General features: G+C 43.4%; 19 protein-coding genes. 5 read left to right on the forward strand and 14 right to left on the reverse strand.

The annotated features are described in order from the left end of the window. Positions 1–11: 11 nt before the first annotated feature. Positions 12–467, forward strand: coding sequence for a DUF1801 domain-containing protein (locus CRO16_RS03495; RefSeq protein ID WP_097054943.1), 456 nt, complete (start codon positions 12–14; stop codon positions 465–467). Positions 468–470: 3 nt separating this feature from the next. Here the strand turns inward: CRO16_RS03495 and CRO16_RS03500 are convergent, their stop codons facing one another. The 4 genes from CRO16_RS03500 to CRO16_RS03510 all read right to left on the reverse strand — a co-directional run bounded on the left by CRO16_RS03500 (position 471) and on the right by CRO16_RS03510 (position 2,504). Then, the gene (locus tag CRO16_RS03500; RefSeq protein ID WP_097054944.1) at positions 471–866 is read right to left on the reverse strand and encodes a hypothetical protein; all 396 of its coding nucleotides are present in this window, start codon (positions 864–866) and stop codon (positions 471–473) included. A gap of 2 nt (positions 867–868) precedes the next feature. Then, a complete protein-coding gene (locus CRO16_RS16085; protein ID WP_179670478.1) occupies positions 869–1,033 on the reverse strand; it encodes a hypothetical protein in 165 nt (54 codons plus the stop codon). Further along, positions 1,030–2,049 (reverse strand): phenylalanine--tRNA ligase subunit alpha, encoded by a 1,020-nt coding sequence (gene pheS, locus CRO16_RS03505; protein WP_097054945.1) that lies wholly within the window; start codon positions 2,047–2,049, stop codon positions 1,030–1,032. The genes CRO16_RS16085 and pheS overlap by 4 nt, the downstream gene beginning before the upstream one ends. Positions 2,050–2,147: 98 nt before the next feature. Next, positions 2,148–2,504 (reverse strand): hypothetical protein, encoded by a 357-nt coding sequence (locus tag CRO16_RS03510; RefSeq protein ID WP_097054946.1) that lies wholly within the window; start codon positions 2,502–2,504, stop codon positions 2,148–2,150. 47 nt (positions 2,505–2,551) lie between these two features. On the opposite strand from CRO16_RS03510, the gene CRO16_RS03515 reads away from it, so the two are divergent. Then, a complete protein-coding gene (locus CRO16_RS03515) occupies positions 2,552–3,097 on the forward strand; it encodes a CvpA family protein (protein WP_097054947.1) in 546 nt (181 codons plus the stop codon). Here the strand turns inward: CRO16_RS03515 and can are convergent. The 10 genes from can to CRO16_RS03565 all read right to left on the reverse strand — a co-directional run bounded on the left by can (position 3,094) and on the right by CRO16_RS03565 (position 13,798). Continuing rightward, positions 3,094–3,729, reverse strand: coding sequence for a carbonate dehydratase (can, locus tag CRO16_RS03520; RefSeq protein ID WP_097054948.1), 636 nt, complete (start codon positions 3,727–3,729; stop codon positions 3,094–3,096). The genes CRO16_RS03515 and can overlap by 4 nt on opposite strands. A gap of 24 nt (positions 3,730–3,753) precedes the next feature. Beyond that, positions 3,754–4,503 carry an SH3 domain-containing protein gene (locus tag CRO16_RS03525; protein ID WP_097054949.1) on the reverse strand — a complete coding sequence of 250 codons (750 nt, stop codon included), beginning with the start codon at positions 4,501–4,503 and terminating at the stop codon, positions 3,754–3,756. Continuing rightward, the gene (locus CRO16_RS03530; protein WP_097054950.1) at positions 4,500–6,266 is read right to left on the reverse strand and encodes a BatD family protein; all 1,767 of its coding nucleotides are present in this window, start codon (positions 6,264–6,266) and stop codon (positions 4,500–4,502) included. The genes CRO16_RS03525 and CRO16_RS03530 overlap by 4 nt, the downstream gene beginning before the upstream one ends. Positions 6,267–6,272: 6 nt before the next feature. After that, a complete protein-coding gene (locus CRO16_RS03535) occupies positions 6,273–7,157 on the reverse strand; it encodes a tetratricopeptide repeat protein (protein WP_245858861.1) in 885 nt (294 codons plus the stop codon). Continuing rightward, a complete protein-coding gene (locus CRO16_RS03540; protein ID WP_097054951.1) occupies positions 7,157–8,197 on the reverse strand; it encodes a vWA domain-containing protein in 1,041 nt (346 codons plus the stop codon). Before CRO16_RS03540 ends, CRO16_RS03535 begins: the two co-directional genes overlap by 1 nt. Positions 8,198–8,209: 12 nt before the next feature. Continuing rightward, complete coding sequence (locus CRO16_RS03545; RefSeq protein WP_097054952.1) at positions 8,210–9,214, reverse strand: vWA domain-containing protein; 1,005 nt, start codon at positions 9,212–9,214, stop codon at positions 8,210–8,212. Then, positions 9,214–10,848, reverse strand: a complete 1,635-nt coding sequence (locus tag CRO16_RS03550; protein ID WP_097054953.1) for a BatD family protein — start codon at positions 10,846–10,848, stop codon at positions 9,214–9,216. The genes CRO16_RS03545 and CRO16_RS03550 overlap by 1 nt, the downstream gene beginning before the upstream one ends. A 10-nt stretch (positions 10,849–10,858) precedes the next feature. Continuing rightward, complete coding sequence (locus CRO16_RS03555; RefSeq protein ID WP_097054954.1) at positions 10,859–11,722, reverse strand: DUF58 domain-containing protein; 864 nt, start codon at positions 11,720–11,722, stop codon at positions 10,859–10,861. A gap of 89 nt (positions 11,723–11,811) precedes the next feature. Beyond that, entirely contained in the window at positions 11,812–12,816 is a 1,005-nt protein-coding gene (locus CRO16_RS03560; RefSeq protein ID WP_097054955.1) for an AAA family ATPase, read from the reverse strand. A gap of 148 nt (positions 12,817–12,964) precedes the next feature. Beyond that, positions 12,965–13,798: a DUF4382 domain-containing protein gene (locus CRO16_RS03565; RefSeq protein ID WP_097054956.1), complete on the reverse strand. Its 834-nt coding sequence runs from the start codon at positions 13,796–13,798 to the stop codon at positions 12,965–12,967. A gap of 149 nt (positions 13,799–13,947) precedes the next feature. Between CRO16_RS03565 and CRO16_RS03570 the strand changes: the two genes are divergently transcribed. From CRO16_RS03570 to CRO16_RS03580, 3 genes are read left to right on the forward strand one after another with little or no spacing between them, the layout of a single operon-like run. After that, a complete protein-coding gene (locus CRO16_RS03570; protein WP_097054957.1) occupies positions 13,948–14,715 on the forward strand; it encodes an aldo-keto reductase family protein in 768 nt (255 codons plus the stop codon). 20 nt (positions 14,716–14,735) lie between these two features. After that, on the forward strand, positions 14,736–15,488 hold the full coding sequence (locus tag CRO16_RS03575) for an SDR family NAD(P)-dependent oxidoreductase (RefSeq protein WP_097054958.1): 753 nt from the start codon (positions 14,736–14,738) through the stop codon (positions 15,486–15,488). A gap of 6 nt (positions 15,489–15,494) precedes the next feature. Next, positions 15,495–16,631 carry an ATP-binding protein gene (locus CRO16_RS03580; protein WP_097054959.1) on the forward strand — a complete coding sequence of 379 codons (1,137 nt, stop codon included), beginning with the start codon at positions 15,495–15,497 and terminating at the stop codon, positions 16,629–16,631. The last annotated feature ends 1 nt before the right edge of the window (position 16,632 follow it).

Consider the following 16,632-nt stretch of genomic DNA (forward strand, 5'->3'; position numbering starts at 1 on the left):
AATTTAGATTTATGTCCAAACCTGCAAACACTCCTGAAGAATATATTGCCTCTCTTCCTGAAGAAAGGCAAGCACCTGTTTCAAAACTGCATAAGATCATATTAAAAAACCTTCCGGAGGGATTTGAAACCGGAATGACCTATGGCATGATTGGTTATTTTGTCCCGCATTCCATCTATCCGCAAGGATATCATGTTGATGCTAAGCAGCCGTTACCGTTCATCAACCTTGCTTCCCAAAAGAATTTTATCGCGTTGTATCACATGGGGATCTATGCGAACCCGAAGCTACTGGAATGGTTTCAGGAGGAATATCCAAAATATTCTTCAACTAAACTGGATATGGGGAAAAGCTGCATCAGGTTTAAAAATATTAAAAAGATACCCTTTGAGCTTATTGCACAGCTGGTGACAAAAATGACTGTTCAGGAATGGATCACTACCTATGAAGAGGTGGTAAAGAAATAATAATTACTTCAGCAGAACTCCCTTTTTCTGCATCACCGGCACTTCCCGCAGAGCCTTCTCATTGATGCTGTTCTTTTTAAAAACGAACTTTTTATGGAACATTTTACCTTCAGCAAAAAAGGAAACTGAGAATTCATTGTTCAGTTGTAGTACATCGTCCTGTAGGAATTCAACTTTAGCAAAAGATTGCGGCGGCAATTTTGCAATGCTGTGCCGCATCACTGAAGTTTCCCTTGTTCCATCATATCCCCTGGAAACGATTAATACACTTTCAAGAGTTTCAGCAAGATCATTTATAAGATAGGCGTTCCAGTCAAGGCTGCCGTATTCTTCATGCTCTTCGCGCACGGCTGCCACATAGACATCGGTAACTTCAGGAATGTCAATGTCTTTCTTCACCCTTAGTCGAACTTGCTTTTCACTTTACGCCACAACCACCAGATGATTCCAAGAGCGACCAGCAACAGAACTGCACCAACGGCAAGTTCAATGATCTCCACAACAATAAGCACAATGACGACAGCGACAATGATAAGACCAATAACTCCTACTCCTAATGTTTTCATATAGATGATTTAAACTGTTCCAAAAATCTCATGTCATTCTCATAGAACATCCGAATATCCCCAATTTGGTAAAGCAACATGGCAATTCTTTCGATTCCCATTCCAAAAGCAAAACCAGAATATTCTGCAGGATCTATGTTACAATTGCGAAGAACGTTAGGATCCACCATTCCGCAGCCCATGATCTCCAGCCATCCGGTACCTTTGGTAATACGGTAATCGGTTTCGGTTTCAAGGCCCCAGTAGATATCAACTTCTGCACTTGGCTCGGTAAACGGAAAATAAGATGGGCGTAACCTGATCTTGCTTTTCCCAAACAACTGCTTAGTAAAATACAATAAAGTTTGCTTCAAATCGGCGAAGGAAACATTTTTATCCACATACAGCCCTTCGACCTGATGAAAGATACAATGTGACCTTGCCGAAATCGCTTCATTTCTGAAAACTCTTCCCGGGGAGATCGTCCTTATTGGAGGTTTGTTGTTTTCCATATACCGCACCTGTACCGAAGAAGTATGGGTACGCAGCAGCACATCAGGATTCGTCTGAATAAAGAACGTATCCTGCATATCCCTTGCCGGGTGATATTCCGGAAGGTTTAAGGCAGTGAAGTTATGCCAGTCATCTTCCATTTCGGGACCTTCAGAAACATTGAATCCAATGCTTGAAAAGATCTCGATGATCTGGTTCTTTACGATAGAAATAGGGTGACGCGCGCCAATTTCGACAGGCTCTCCCGGGCGGGTAAGATCGCCGTAGATACCTTTCTCCTCCTCTTTGCCTTCCAGTTCTTCCTTTAACTGCTGCACTTTATTTGTAGCAGCATCCTTTAATTGGTTCACCGCCTGGCCAAAAGCTTTCTTCTCTTCATTGGGCACCGCCTTGAAATCGGCAAAATACTTGTTTAAAATACCTTTTTTGCCAAGGTATTTTATCCTGAAGTTCTCTACTTCTTCTTTGGTTTGGGCCGTGAAGGCTTCAATTTGAGAAATGTGTTCCTTTATGGTTTCTGTCATGGTCCCTTTTCTTTAGGAAGCGCAAATTTATGAAAATAAACCGGCACTTCTTCCGAAGTTGCCTGCCGGATAAAGCTAAATATCAGCTCTTAAAAATGTTATTTTATGTAATCTTTTTCCAGAAAGTATTGCACTATCGCTTCTTTCATAAGCACAGACTGTTCCCCTGCCTTTAAAGTGGGGAGTTGCTCAAGTACCTTGTAATGCGGCCAGCCTTCATCATCAAAATATTCGAATTCATAGTACCCGTAAGGTTCAAGCAAGCGGCAAATGGCAATATGCATAAGATCCAGCTTGTGATCTTTTTTAAATTTCCGGTGTAATTGCCCCAGTTCCTGAAGCCCTATGATATATATGATCGCATCAAGTTCCAGCTTTTCACCATCTGCAAATTGCCGGGAAAGCTTCTGCTCCACCTCGATCCAACGTTGTTTTAATTGTTCATCTCTAGACATGCCGCAAAGATAATTACTAAGAACGGGAAATTACTATCTTTGAAAGCATGAATGTTCTGGATCTGCTCCTAAGTGTTTTCCTCCTCATAGGTCTTGTAAGAGGGCTTTTTAAAGGCTTTTTTTCAGAACTTGCAGGATTGCTTTCTTTAATTGGCGGAATTTATGCCGCCATTCACTTTTCAGGCGCCACCTATACTTTTTTAAGAAGCTTCATTGACTGGGAACCACAGTATCTGGCTATCCTTTCCTTTGCAGTCACCTTTTTTATTGTCGCACTGGTCATCTCTCTTGCCGGAAATATTCTTACCAAAATGGTGCATATGGTTGCCCTGGGGTTTATCAACAGGCTTTTCGGCGGAATATTTGGGGTGCTGAAAATGGCATTTTTGGCAAGCATCATCATGATGTTCTTCGCAAACTTCGATGTTTTTAATACTGAAGAATCCACCAAAGAGGAATCAATCCTTTACGAACCCATTCGCGCCCTTGCTCCCGCCATTCTACCCGGGATTATTAAAGAAGTAAAGGAAGGAGATCTTTTTGACACTCCCGAAGCAGAAACTGAAGAATCAACCGAAGTAGAAGAAATCTAGAAGTTAAGCTGATAAACCTCATCCAGCTGAGATTCATTACTCACATTCACATTAAGATCCTTAACTATTCCTGAACCCACTCCATAGGCCCATCCATGCAGATGAAGCTTTTGGTCATTTTTCCAGGCTGCCTGTACTATCGAAGTTTTAGCAAGATCAAATACCTGCTCCACTACGTTAAGCTCCACGAACCTGTCAAACCTTTTATCTTCGTCTTCAATGGCATCCAACTCTTTTTTGTGCAGCCTGTAGATGTTTTTAATATGTCTTATCCAGTTATCGATAAGCCCGATGGAATTATTGGTCATTGCAGCCTTGATCCCTCCGCAGCCGTAATGGCCGCAAACGATGACATGCTCCACTTTAAGTACATTGACGGCATAATCCAGCACGCTTAGCATATTCATATCGCTATGGATCACCATGTTTGCTATATTCCTGTGTACAAATACCTCTCCCGGTTGTGCGCCGATGATCTGGTTCGCCGGAACGCGGCTGTCTGCACAACCAATCCAAAGTAAAGGAGGCTGTTGCCCTTCTGCCAGTCTGTTAAAATAATCAGGGTCCTCCTGAAGCATACCTTCGACCCATTTCTTGTTGTTCTCTAGAATCTTTTTATAAAAATCTGGCATAATTTTACTTTTTGAGAAGCTAATTTACAATCTTTTCAGATCATTTTCCTGCATCCAGCCCTGACTTCCGTTAGGCAATTCGATCTCTACCCATTCCTGGAAGTTTTCAGTGATCTTCACTTTTGCCCCTTCATGCAATAAAAAAGCCTCCCCGGCCCTTACTGAAGGTTCGCTTTTCACCTCTACCTCTTCAGAAAAAATTATCGCAAAATTACTTTCCTGCTGCAGGTCCTGTTTTAAGAAACCTATGATCACCGAAGAAATCGCGAGAACCAGAAAAAACATGCTGCCTATAAACGTCATTCTTTTGATCATGCTTCTTCTGCTGAAGTAGTACACCAAAAAGAATACAATGAAGACCATCATACAAATTATTGCTACCCAGGCCCATCCCCCAGCCGAAAATGCTGAAGTTGACCTGTCAAAAATGCCCCAAAATCCTTCCGACTCTTCTGTTCCCAAAGCATCAATTGCCATGGTCCTCGCAAAGGTGAGGTTATTTCGTGCATCTTCATTTCCGGGATCTAATTGCAGCGCCTTTTCAAAATGATAGATGCTGGGTGCGATCCGGCTGAGCTTATAATAAGAATTTCCCAGGTTGTAATGCAGTTCTGCCGAAGTTTCGCCGTTCTCCAGGATCTGCTCGTATTTAGCCACTGCCTCCTCATAATTTCCCTCTGCATATGCATTGTTGGCATCCTCAAAAAGTTGAGAATTTTGAGCAATTCCCGAAAGGCTAAAAAGTATCGCGAATAAAAAAATCAGCTTTTTCATACCTGCTTATCGATTTCAGAAATTACACCTACGGCCTTGTCATAATCCTGCTGCATGGCCACACTGGAAGCCGGTGTATACCGGGCAAATTCACAACTTTTAAGCAACTCATTGAATTGTATTACTGTAGTTGCATCCACTCCTTTGCTGGTTAACAATTCCTGGATACGCTCTTTGCTCATCTCACTGGTTTGGATATGCAATTTTGCTTTAAGATAATTATGCAGCGCCCGTTCCAAAGACTCATAGAATTTGGTCTGGTATCCCAGGTTTCGTTTGGCTTCTGAAAGATATTTTCGCGCCAGGCGATCGGCTTTTCTTATCCTGTTGCCACGTACATCTCCGGCAATGGCTTCCCGTCTTTTTCCGAAGAGGATGGCCAGCGGGATCAGTAACACGGGTCCCAGCAATAAGCTCCAGAACAAAACTGACCCCATAAATGGTGCTTCGCCAATAGCTTTTAGAGAAGTATTGAGCTTGATATATCTAAATTGATTTGCGGCCGAAGGAGTTTGTTGCTGTGCTGCAATAGGACCCGTACTTCCAGAGGGGCTCCTGGCTCCTGCGGGAGCTGCACCAACCTCGATCATAATTTCTTCGGAAGTGAGGGTTCTATAAGATCTTGTATTGAGATCAAAATAGCTGAAACTCATAGGCGGAATAGGATATTTACCCTGCGCCTGCGGGACCAGGGTGTAAGAGTTGGCAATGCTACCCTGCATTCCGTTCATATTGGTATTTACTCTTTCTGAATATTCAGGCTCGTACTGCTCCATAGAAGCGGGCACGGTCAATGGCGGCAGGTCAAAAAGCTTAAGGTTCCCCTGGCCGGACACCTCAACAGTGGCCTGTAGGGACTCGGTCGCGCGGAGTTCTTTTTTGCTGGTGTTTACTTCAAATTTCAGGTTCTTTCCAACTGCCCCTGTAAAATCTGCCGGTCTGCCTTCCTGCGGCAGGGGTTTTACATCTATAGTACGGTTCCCTGCGGCCACAACCTTGTCGACTGTTTCATAGAACCTGTTTCCGAAGATATCCCTTCGGTTTCCGGGAACTTCTACGGAAATATTCAGCGTTAAGGGTTCAATATTCAGCTTTCCGGTCTTTTGCGGATATAATACGGTTTTTCGAAGCACTACAAACCGGTAAGGTTCGCCGTTATAGGTGCCATTCTCCACCTCCAGCTGCCGAATGTCAATATTCTGACTCCAGAAATCGCTAAACTTAGGATTATCGATCTGTCTCCAGTCGCTCACATTGATCCGCGGACTCACATACAGTTTATAAACCACCGTAATGGCTTCATTCAAAAATGGGTTGGAATTAGAGACCTCGGCTACTAAATGAATACTTTCAGAAGCAATATATTCAGAATTCTCTCCATCTGTAGGTTGATCTACGGCAGCGGTCACTTCCACCTGCACAGGTGAAGTTTTATAAACAGTGCCTTCGATGGTGATCTCTGCCTGCCCGATAGTGAGATTTCCCCGTTTTTTAGGCGCAAGAAAATAGCTGTAGGTTTTTGAGAAGCTTCTTTTACCATTTAACCAACTTTGGCTTACCGACTGGTTTGGGCCTCCCACTACTGTAAAATCTGAAAATTGTGGCGGGTTAAAATTATCACCGTCTTCATTCATAACAAAATCCACCCGCAGCCGCTCATTCACCCCAAGCTTGTTCTTGCTCACATTCGCGGTGAACTGAACCTGCCCAATGGCAAGGCCGGACATCATTAGCATTATGAAAACTACCAGTTTCTGCTTCATTTTTTATTACCAGTCTTTATCGGTTTGAACAGGCATGCCTTTGGCTTTTTTAGCATTGATCTTCTCCTGTACTTTCTTTTCCTCGTTCCCCATTGCCTCCAGCAAGTTTTTTATCTGCTGGGGAGAAAGTTGCCCCGGCCGTTGTTGCGGCTGTTTTGGCTCTTCTCCTTCTTTTGGCTGCTCATTCTTTTGCTGCTCTTTATCATCGGGCTGGCCGGCATTGTCCTTTTTCTTTTCTCCTTCTTTATTCTCGTCCTCTTTCTGGTCACCACCTTCTTTATCTTCGGGCTTACCATCTTCACTCTGCTCCTTATCGCCTTCGCCGTCCTGCTGCTCCTTCTGGTCCTGCTTTTGCTTATCCTGCTCCTGTTTATCCTTTTCGTTCTTGTCACCGCCGCCGCCTTGTTTTTGCTCTTCTTCGAGCATTTTCTTGGCTAAAGCAAGATTATAACGGGTTTCATCATCATTTGGATTGTTCCGGAGAGACTGTTTATAAGCTTCCACGGCCTCACTGTACTTCTTTTGCTTCATATAAGCGTTCCCCTGATTATGAAAAGCATCATGTTTTAACGGTTTTTCTTCGGCAGTGGTAGCGGCAGCGCGATGTCTCTCCAGCGCCTGGCCGGTGATTTCCTTATTATAATAAAGGTTTCCGAGGTTGTACTTAGCTTCGGCATTTGCAGGATCTTTAGCAATAGCTTTGCGGTAGTAAGCTTCGGCAGTAGCCATGTCATTATCGGCTAAAGCGTCTTCTGCTTCCTGCATGTATTTTTTAGCTGTTTTGGCTGCAACTTTAGGATCTTCCTGGGCAAGTGCAACAAAAGGAATATAAAAGAAGAGTCCCAAAAACAGCATTTTTGGCAAGTAATGTCTCATTATCCTTTTCATCATCAGCTTCTTTTCTCGTTAAACAAATTTAATCTTTTTAACCAGGACGTTTGTCGTTCAAGCAGTAAGATATCCAGCAGAAGGAATAAAAGGCCTAATCCTAAGAACCATTGGAACTGGCTTTTGTAATCTGCGATCTGCTGCGATTCGAATTCCTTTTTATCCATATTCTGAAGGATCTCTGTCACTTCTTCCACTACTTCGGAAGTTACACGGCCATCGATATATCTTCCGTTTGCTTCCGAAGCAATTTCCTTAAGCGTTGCTTCATCAAGCCTTGTGATCACGGTCTCCCCGCTCCTGTCTTTCTTATAACTCTGAATGACGCCGTTCCTTTTCTCGGGAATTGGTCCCCCTGCAGCCGTCCCTACACCAATTGTGACGATCCTGATGCCTTCTTTTGCAGCTTCTGCAGCTATTTCTTCTATATTCCCTTCATGATCTTCCCCGTCACTGATAAGGAACAGGATCCTGTTGGTCTGTTCGTCATCATTGAAGTAGGTCTTTGCCATTTCAAGGGCCTCGCTTATGGCAGTTCCCTGTGAAGAAAGCATGTCTGTATTCATGTTTTGCAGGAACATCTTTGCCGCAGCATAATCTGTAGTGATTGGCAACTGCGGAAAAGCGCTGCCGGCATAGGCAATGATCCCCACCCTGTCACTTGCCAGGTTATTGATGATCTGGGTGACCAGCTGCTTCGATTTCTCCAGCCTGTTGGGAGCAATATCTTCGGCCAGCATACTTTTAGATACATCGACTGCGAAGACCACGTCAACACCTTCTCTTTTGACCGTTTCCAATTTTGTGCCAAACTGCGGATTCACTAACGCAATAACAAAACTGCTGATGGCAAGGCACAGCAGGATGATCTTCATGACCTGTTTCCCTGTAGACCGATTAGGACTTAGCTTGTCCAACAATTCTTTATCTGCGAATTTTCGCTGGGTACGTTTTTGCCAAAAGACCACCATGGCATACAGCAGCACAATGACCGGAATGCCTACCAGTAACCATAAATATGTCTTATCTTCTAACAGAAACATCTTCTAATATTTTTATACAAAACTCCTGAACACGGTGAACCTTAACAGCACTTCGAACAGCAGTAAAAAGCCTGCCAGTAGTACCAGCGGCCTGAACTTTTCTTCGTAATTATAAAACCGGAATTCTTCAATTTCAGTCTTTTCTAAAGTATCGATCTCCTGGTAAATTTCTTCCAGAGACCTGTTGTCTGTTGCACGGAAATATTTTCCGCCGGTAGCATCTGCAATATCTTTTAGCAAGGCCTCATCGATCTCCACCGGCACCCTTCCATACTGGAAATTTCCATTTGGTAAGATGCTAATAGGCGACAGGGCAGTACCATTACTCCCCACCCCTATGGTGTACGTCTTGATACCAAATTCGACAGCCAATTCACTAGCAATTTTTGGGTCGATAAATCCTGCATTATTCATTCCGTCGGTAAGCAAAATGATCACCTTACTTTCGGCCTGGCTGTCCTTTAATCTGTTTACGGCGGTTGCGAGCCCCATACCTATAGCAGTACCGTTCTCCAGGGCATTATTATATTCAATATTTTCCAGTGCTCCTAAAACAATGCTTTTGTCACTGGTGATTGGGGTTTGCGTAAAACTTTCCCCTGCATAGACCACCAGGCCTATCCTATCTCCGGGACGATTCTTTACAAAATCTGCAGCAACCTCTTTTGTCGCTTCCAACCGGTTGGGATCCAGGTCCCGCGCCAGCATACTGGCCGAAACATCTATAGCCATAACGATATCGATCCCAAAGTTGCTGCTGGTTCGGGAAGAGACATCTACACTACGCGGGCGGGCGAGGGCAGTGATCACCAAAGCCAGCACCATAAGCCGCAGCACAAAAAGTACCGGCCTGAATTTTCCCAACAATCCCGGTTTGGCTTCAAATCCTTTAATGCTCGAGATCCTTAACTTGGCCGTTTGCCGGTTCCGCTTCCAGACGTACCATGCCAGTGCCAGCGGCAAAAGCAGCAAGAGCCAGAAAAAATGCGGATCCTCAAAAATCAGGTTTTCGAACATTAATTTTCCATTTTTATTAGTTCAACAGAGGTGCTTACGCGCTGCGCGATCTCTTCGGCATATTTGTCTCCTTCGTTATAGATCATCACGATTTGCTGATAGCCTTCTCCCATTCCAAAATTGAGAATAGCATACTCCTTTTGAATGGGCTTGGATTTTTCGCTTTTTTGAAAGCTCATGGTCCCGAAGATCTTCATGCCTTTGGCTCCATTCAAAGTTTCAAACTCCTCCTGTTTGGTAATGATATTTTTTGCACCATTTGCTTCCAGATAGGAATATACTTCCTCTACTGCCCCTTCAAGGTTAAAATCTTCCCCGGCAGGACGGGTATTTACACTTAAAAATACAGAACTTTCCAGGCTGCCAAAGTTAAATGTCTCTTTCCCTGAAGCCACTGCGGTGGAATCTTTCAATTCCCTCACCAACACATCGGGCGAGGCGATGCTCACCGGCGGAGTCCCGTATTCACTTTCTATCCATTCTCCCTCAAGCATCTCTTTGCTGGTGTTGCCTAAATAAGTATCGGCAAAATAATCAAGGCCTTTTGTGGAAATGATGTAAGCAGTTGCTGCACTTATGAGAATTACCACTGCAAGGATGCCAAAAATGATCTTTTTGACCTTTCTTTTTCTTTCCAGCCGCTCCCGATATTCCTGGTCTGCCAGTAATTCCTCTTCTGTGGGTTGCGGAATAGAAGCCTTAGTATCTTTAATTACATTTTCAACGCTCGCGCGGTCTTCCTTAGCGGTCAAAACATCGGGTTTTGAATTAGCAAATTTTGCCAGGTCGGCACGCTCAAGAATGATCTTTAGTTTACTGATGGTGGTGTTCTCCAGTTTGAGCTTTCCTCTGTCCCTTTCAGCCTCCAGGTAAGCGATCAGCTCATTGGTGGTGCTTTCGAGGGCATGATCATAAACTTCTCCGTCCAGGTATCTTCTTACGGCTGCGGAAAGCTGAGAGTAATATTCCTTGATCTCACGTTGTTCCAAAAGATGAGAATTGTCAAGCTGCTTTAGTTCATAAAGCGCCTGCTCATACGGCGGAAGCTGTTTCGCTGCCTCTTTTCTTTTTTGCCTGCTTTTGTACAGCAAATATCCAACGATCCCTAGCAAAATGAGCCCTAACAGCCACCACAACCACTGCGGAATTCCAAATGCAGGAGGCACCTCCACGGCAGGTTTTATGGGATACATTTTTTGTTTGGTAGTGTCAACTACCACATCATTCACCACTACCGAAAAAGAATCGGTGCGGAATTCCCGATCATTGATCAATACCCTTTGCTGCGGAATTGTATATTGTCCGGAATCAAATTGAGTAAGTGCGTATTCCCGGATCAATCTTTGGCGATCTCCTATTTCACTGGTATCAATTGCATAAGCCTCGATCATTTCGAGTGGAGAGAAAGTCTGCCCCTCGGGAAAGACCACAGGAGATCCCCCGTCGCTTTCGACCGAAAGCCTGTAAGTGATCTGCTCCCCGATCTTTATGTTAGTGGTATCTACAGAAGCTGAAACTTCCTGCGCCAAAGCACTTACAGAAACAGCAGCAAGAAAAAATGTGAGCAGGCAGGAAACCAAAACTGCTTTCCATAAGGAGTCAAAAATGTGATTCTGCCGCAATCTTTTTTCCATCGATAATCTTTTATCTGGCTTTAAAATAACCCAGTAATTTTTTTACATAACTTTCATCCACCCGGGTGCTAAGACTGCCTGCACCGCTTTTTCTAAAGCTTTCTGAAAAGTAATCCACCCGTTCCCGGTAATATTTTGTGTAATTGTTCCTAACCGCTTTCGAGGAAGTATCCACCATGATCCTTTTTCCCGATTCTTCATCCTGCATGGCGACCATTCCAAGATTGGGGATGGTTTCCTCCCTCTCATCATAGACGCGAATGCCGGTAACATCGTGCCGGCCGCTGGTGATCTTAAGTGTACGTTGATAATCTTCGGCAATAAAATCTGAAAGCACAAAAACAATGGCTTTTTTCTTCATCACCTGAGAAAGAAATTTCAAGGCATTTTCAAGATTTGTTTTCCTGCTTTTGGGTTCGAATTCCAGTAACTCCCTGATGATCCTGAGAACATGGGAACGTCCTTTCTTCGGCGGAATGTACAGCTCAATAACATCTGAAAACAGTATCAACCCGATCTTATCGTTATTTTGGGTAGCCGAAAATGCCAGAGTGGCGGCAATTTCTGTAATGATATCCTGTTTAAAGCCATTGCGGGTTCCAAATAATCCTGAACCGGACACGTCTACCACAAGCATCATAGTAAGCTCCCGTTCTTCCTCAAAAACCTTTACAAAAGGTTCAGAATAACGGGCAGTAACATTCCAGTCAATATTTCTTACATCATCTCCAAACTGATATTGTCGCACCTCGCTAAAGGTCATCCCGCGACCTTTAAAAGTAGAATGATATTCCCCGCCAAAAATGTGATCACTCAGCCGGCGGGTCTTGATCTCTATTTTTCGTACTTTTTTGAGTAGCTCCTTAGTATCCATTTTTTCAATTAGCAATGAACAATTAACAATGATCAGTGTTGTGAATTATCAGATTCCTCTGATAATTGGTTATTGATAATTGGTAATTGTTACGGGACTTCGATCTCGTTTACGATCTTGTTGATGATATCTTCGGAAGTTACATTTTCGGCTTCGGCTTCATAGGTGATGCCTACCCTATGGCGCAATACATCATGTACTACAGCGCGAACATCTTCGGGCACTACATAACCGCGGCGTTTGATGAAGGCATAACATTTGGCAGCGGTGGCAAGATTGATACTTCCTCTTGGAGAAGCACCAAAACTTATAAGGGGCTTCAGGTTTTCCAACCTGTATTTTTCCGGAAAACGGGTAGCAAAAACTATATCCAGAATATATTTTTCGATCTTTTCATCCATGTAGACTTCCCGTACAGCCTGCTGTGCGCGGGCGATCTGTTCAAGGCTCACCACCGGATTCACTTTTTCAAAGCTGCCTTTTAGATTAGCACGAATGATCATTTGCTCATCGGCCATTTCGGGGTAATTGATCACCGTTTTCAGCATAAAACGGTCAACCTGGGCTTCAGGAAGCGGATAAGTCCCTTCCTGTTCCACCGGATTCTGGGTTGCCATTACCAGAAACGGCCTGTCAAGGATAAAAGTCTCTTCTCCAATCGTCACCTGCTTTTCCTGCATAGCTTCCAATAAAGCCGACTGCACTTTTGCAGGAGCACGGTTGATCTCATCTGCCAGTACAAAATTGGCGAAAATGGGACCTTTCTTTATGCTGAAGTCATTCAGTTTGATGTTGTAGATCATGGTGCCCACGACATCTGCCGGAAGCAAGTCTGGCGTAAATTGGATCCTGCTAAAGGTTCCATGTACTGCCTGGGAAAGGGTATTAATAGCCAGTGTTTTTGCAAGACCGGGAACTCCTTCAAGAAGGATGTGGCCCTGGCCTAACAATCCGATCAACAAGCGTTCAACCATATGTTTCTGGCCTACAATGACCTTTTTCATTTCTGAACTAAGAATATCAACAAAAGCGCTTTCGCGCTCGATCTTTTCGTTGATGCTCGCTATGTCTATCGAGGTGTTACTATCTAGCATGTATACAAAATTTTAATAATGTGAAGATACTTATCTAAGGTCAACGGCGCAACCTCAGCAAATATTCAACCAAAGTAACTTAAAATTTTGTTAAAAATAAAAGGCAGCGGGGTTACCGCTGCCTTAATTTACTTTAATCCTGAAGTATTTATTCTACTTCGGCGCTGCCGTCAAGAAAGATTCCTCCCTCAAGAGTTGTAACTTCTCCCTTGGTTACCGTCACATTATTTACTATAGTAACATTCAAGCCTAATCCTGCAGCAGGAGTAGCAGTGACTCTAAAGGTCCCCGCAGGCAATCCATGGATCTGGAAGTTTCCATTGGCATCTGTATAAGCAGATGCGTTCATCGTTCCACTCTCTGCCTTGATCAATACCTGCTCTGTAGTTGGATGTACGCTACCAACAATAGAACCTGTGTTTTCTTCAACTGCCATTCTTATTACCGGCTTTAGATTATAGGTTCCATTTCCAGTAACAACAACAGATTTGTCTACATCAAAATCAAGAATAAAGGTGTAGTCTTCATCTGCTTCCAATTCCTGCCCCACCATTACTTTTAATCCGGACTGTTCTGCACTTGGAGTTTTCAAAGCATATTCCTTGATTGTGCCATTCTCGTCCACTTTAATTGTGTTGTTGTCTCCCAATACCAGGCGAATCTGGTGCAGATAACCGGCTTCAAGTTCGGCATCCACAAGAAGTTCTGTAACCCCGCCGGTAAGGCTTAACAAATCGATCACGCCGGTATTCACCCCTTCCAGGCTTACCCAACCTTCTTCTTCGCTACCTTCGGCAGTAGTTTTGATCATCACATCTTCAACTTCTACCAAAACTTCCTCGTAATCTCCGGGAGCATCGGTCAATTTAATGGCAACTCTTGCTTTTCCATCATCAGATCCTGCAGAGTCATCATCTGAACTACAACTAACAAACCCTGCTGTAAGGGCAAAAAGGAAAAAAAATAAATGATACTTTTTCATAAATGTTTGTTTTTGATTTAGGTCTAATAACGGCCGATAAAAGGTTTTAATTTATCGATGAAGGAAGTTTAACTCTTTTTAACGCAAGTGTGGATTCCTTTAACAGCAGTGGTTTCGGGTAAATTCTCCAGTTTCATTACTTTTAAAAAATGAAGCAAAGAAATTCGTATTCCCGCATCGTTCAGGATCTTGAAGAGTGGAGTGAACTATCAAAAGGATCTAAAATCAGGCTTTTTCAGCACTGCATAGAAAAGGGTATTTCCAGTTTTCTAATTAACTTTTCAAAATCCCACAATTATGATCATGGCCTGGGCACTGCTTTTAGTGAAAGTGGTTTAAGCAGGGATGAAGTGCAGCTTATTGCCATACTTGATAAAGGAATTGCAAAAACAGAGGAGCTTATTGAGCAAGTGGAGAAAATTCTGAATCTTATGGACACAGATTACCTCGACCTCCTCATCCTTGACTTTGCGGGACCGCATGAAGAAATCATCGCGGCAATCGAACAGCTTAGGGCCCAGGAAAAGTTAGTGGAGATCGGGGTACTGGAAGAAAAACCGGGCGACAAAAGCGAATTTTTGAAGGAGTTCCCGGCAAGTGCAACACTTTCAGCTTTTAAGTTTACCCCGGCTGCAGTGAAAAGTCTTACTTTAGCTGAAGCAGCTTCCGAAGAAACCACACAAATGATCATTCCGGTGAGCGGAGACTGGGAGAATGAGAACGAATCGCTGAAAAAAACAGCAGAAAAGTACAACCTGCGGCCTAAAGAGCTGCTGTTTTCATGGTTACTGCATCACAGGGCTCATTTTCACCCGGTGATCAAAGGAGATTCTGAAGCTGTAATCGATTCGGCGGTAAATGCTTTTCATGCTACTATTATTGATGAGGACCTTGAGAAGCTTCCTGAAAGACTTTAAAAAATACATTTTTGACACCTATGAATAAAACAGCTTTAGTGACCGGCGCCAGCAGCGGGATTGGAAAAGCCACGGCCATTGCCCTGGCCGGTGCAGGATATAACCTTGTCATTTGCGGCCGAAGAAAAGAAGCGCTGCAGGATTTACAAAAACAACTTCAGGCAAACACAGCAGTTCACGTGCTTCAGTTCGATGTGCGCGACAAAAAGGAGGTGCATTCAGCAATTGTGAGCCTTCCGCAGGAATTCAGCCAGATCGATGTGCTGGTGAATAATGCGGGCAATGCTCACGGGCTGGATCCTATTCAGAAAGGCAACCTAGAAGACTGGGACGCAATGATAGACATTAACGTTAAAGGACTTCTTTATGTAAGCCGGGCGATCATTCCGCAGATGCTGGAACGAAGATCCGGATATATTGTAAACATCGGCTCCCTTGCCGGGAAGGAAGTTTATCCAAACGGCAATGTTTATAGCGCCAGTAAACATGCAGTTGACGCGATCAATAAGGGTATGCGCATCGATCTCAATGGCTCCGGAATTAGAGTAGGCGCCATCAATCCCGGACTCGTGGAAACAAATTTTAGTGATGTGCGGTTTAAAGGAGATTCAGAAAGGGCAAGATCTGTCTATGAAGGTTATGAGCCTTTAAAACCTGAAGATATTGCCGATCTTATTGTTTTCATGGTCACCCGACCACCTCATGTCAATATTGCCGACCTGCTGGTACTGCCCACAGCTCAAGCCAACTCTACCATAGTTCACAAGGAGTAAGCAGAAATGATCAATAAACGCCTTCTTATTAAGAACCTGCTCGCGCATAATAGTGAAAACAGTTTTTATGACAAAAAGCGGCAGATCAACCTTTCTGAAAAAGAAGGTAAGGCCAAATTCCTCAAACACATTTGTGCCCTGGCAAATTCAAATCCTGTGAACAATTCCTATATGGTCATTGGGGTGGAAGATGCAGATAATGAGATCAAAGGGGTGGATTTCTTTGATGACAGTAAAATACAGAACCTGGTGAACGCTTACCTGGAAAATCCGCCGCTTGTTGCTTATGAGAATATTCCTTTTCCGCATTTGCCAGATGATCTCGTAGTAGGGCTGGTGACCATTCAGCCCAACAAAGGTCGCACCTGTTCCCTCAAAAAAGGTATCTGGAAGTATCCTGCAGGCAGTATTTTTTTTAGGGAAGGCAGCATTAGTATAGCTTCAGAATATGGCCGGGCTGTACAGGGAGAGAATCATGAAGCAGTAGCTTCGATCGAAGCACATTCTCAAAACAACATAGGTTTGACGCTGGACGGAGTATTCGATTTCATGAAGAAACATGAAAATCTTAATCCAACCTACAAAGTGTTCAAGGAATATTTTGTGGTGTGCTGGAGCGGCAAAAAGAAAGAGACCAAAGAAAATGCCTTTTTTTCGAGGGTAGATATTGAGTTGATCAACGAACAGGTAAAGCTTTTTTATTCTGAACTTGATGAAGTGAGCATAGAAATTTCCGAAGATCTTTTTAGTATCCTGGAATATGTAAGACTGGGTGTGAATGACAGGTTCAGGTATTATCCATTGGAGGAAGTGAAGATCTTTTTTAAAGACAACGCTACTTATGAGATCAAGACCAATGTGCTTTTCGAGCCTCCTCAGTATGAGAAAAAGACGCTCTTCCACATCTATAATACCAATGAGGCACTCATAAACAAGCTAAAGAACGGACTGAAACTAACTCCCAGCGAAGAAAAAGATCTGTTCAATTTGCCGGCTACTTATCTCTTATGTTATTTCAATGGTTTTACTGAAGCTTTGGAAAAACTGGAGGAAGCTAAAGAGGAATTAAAAAAATATAATTCCAAAATTTACCAGCAGTACAAAGACAGTTTACGAATTTTGCGGAAAGTGAAATATAATTAAA

This window comes from Salinimicrobium sediminis, from assembly GCF_900215295.1.
Taxonomy (GTDB): Bacteria; Bacteroidota; Bacteroidia; order Flavobacteriales; family Flavobacteriaceae; genus Salinimicrobium; species Salinimicrobium sediminis.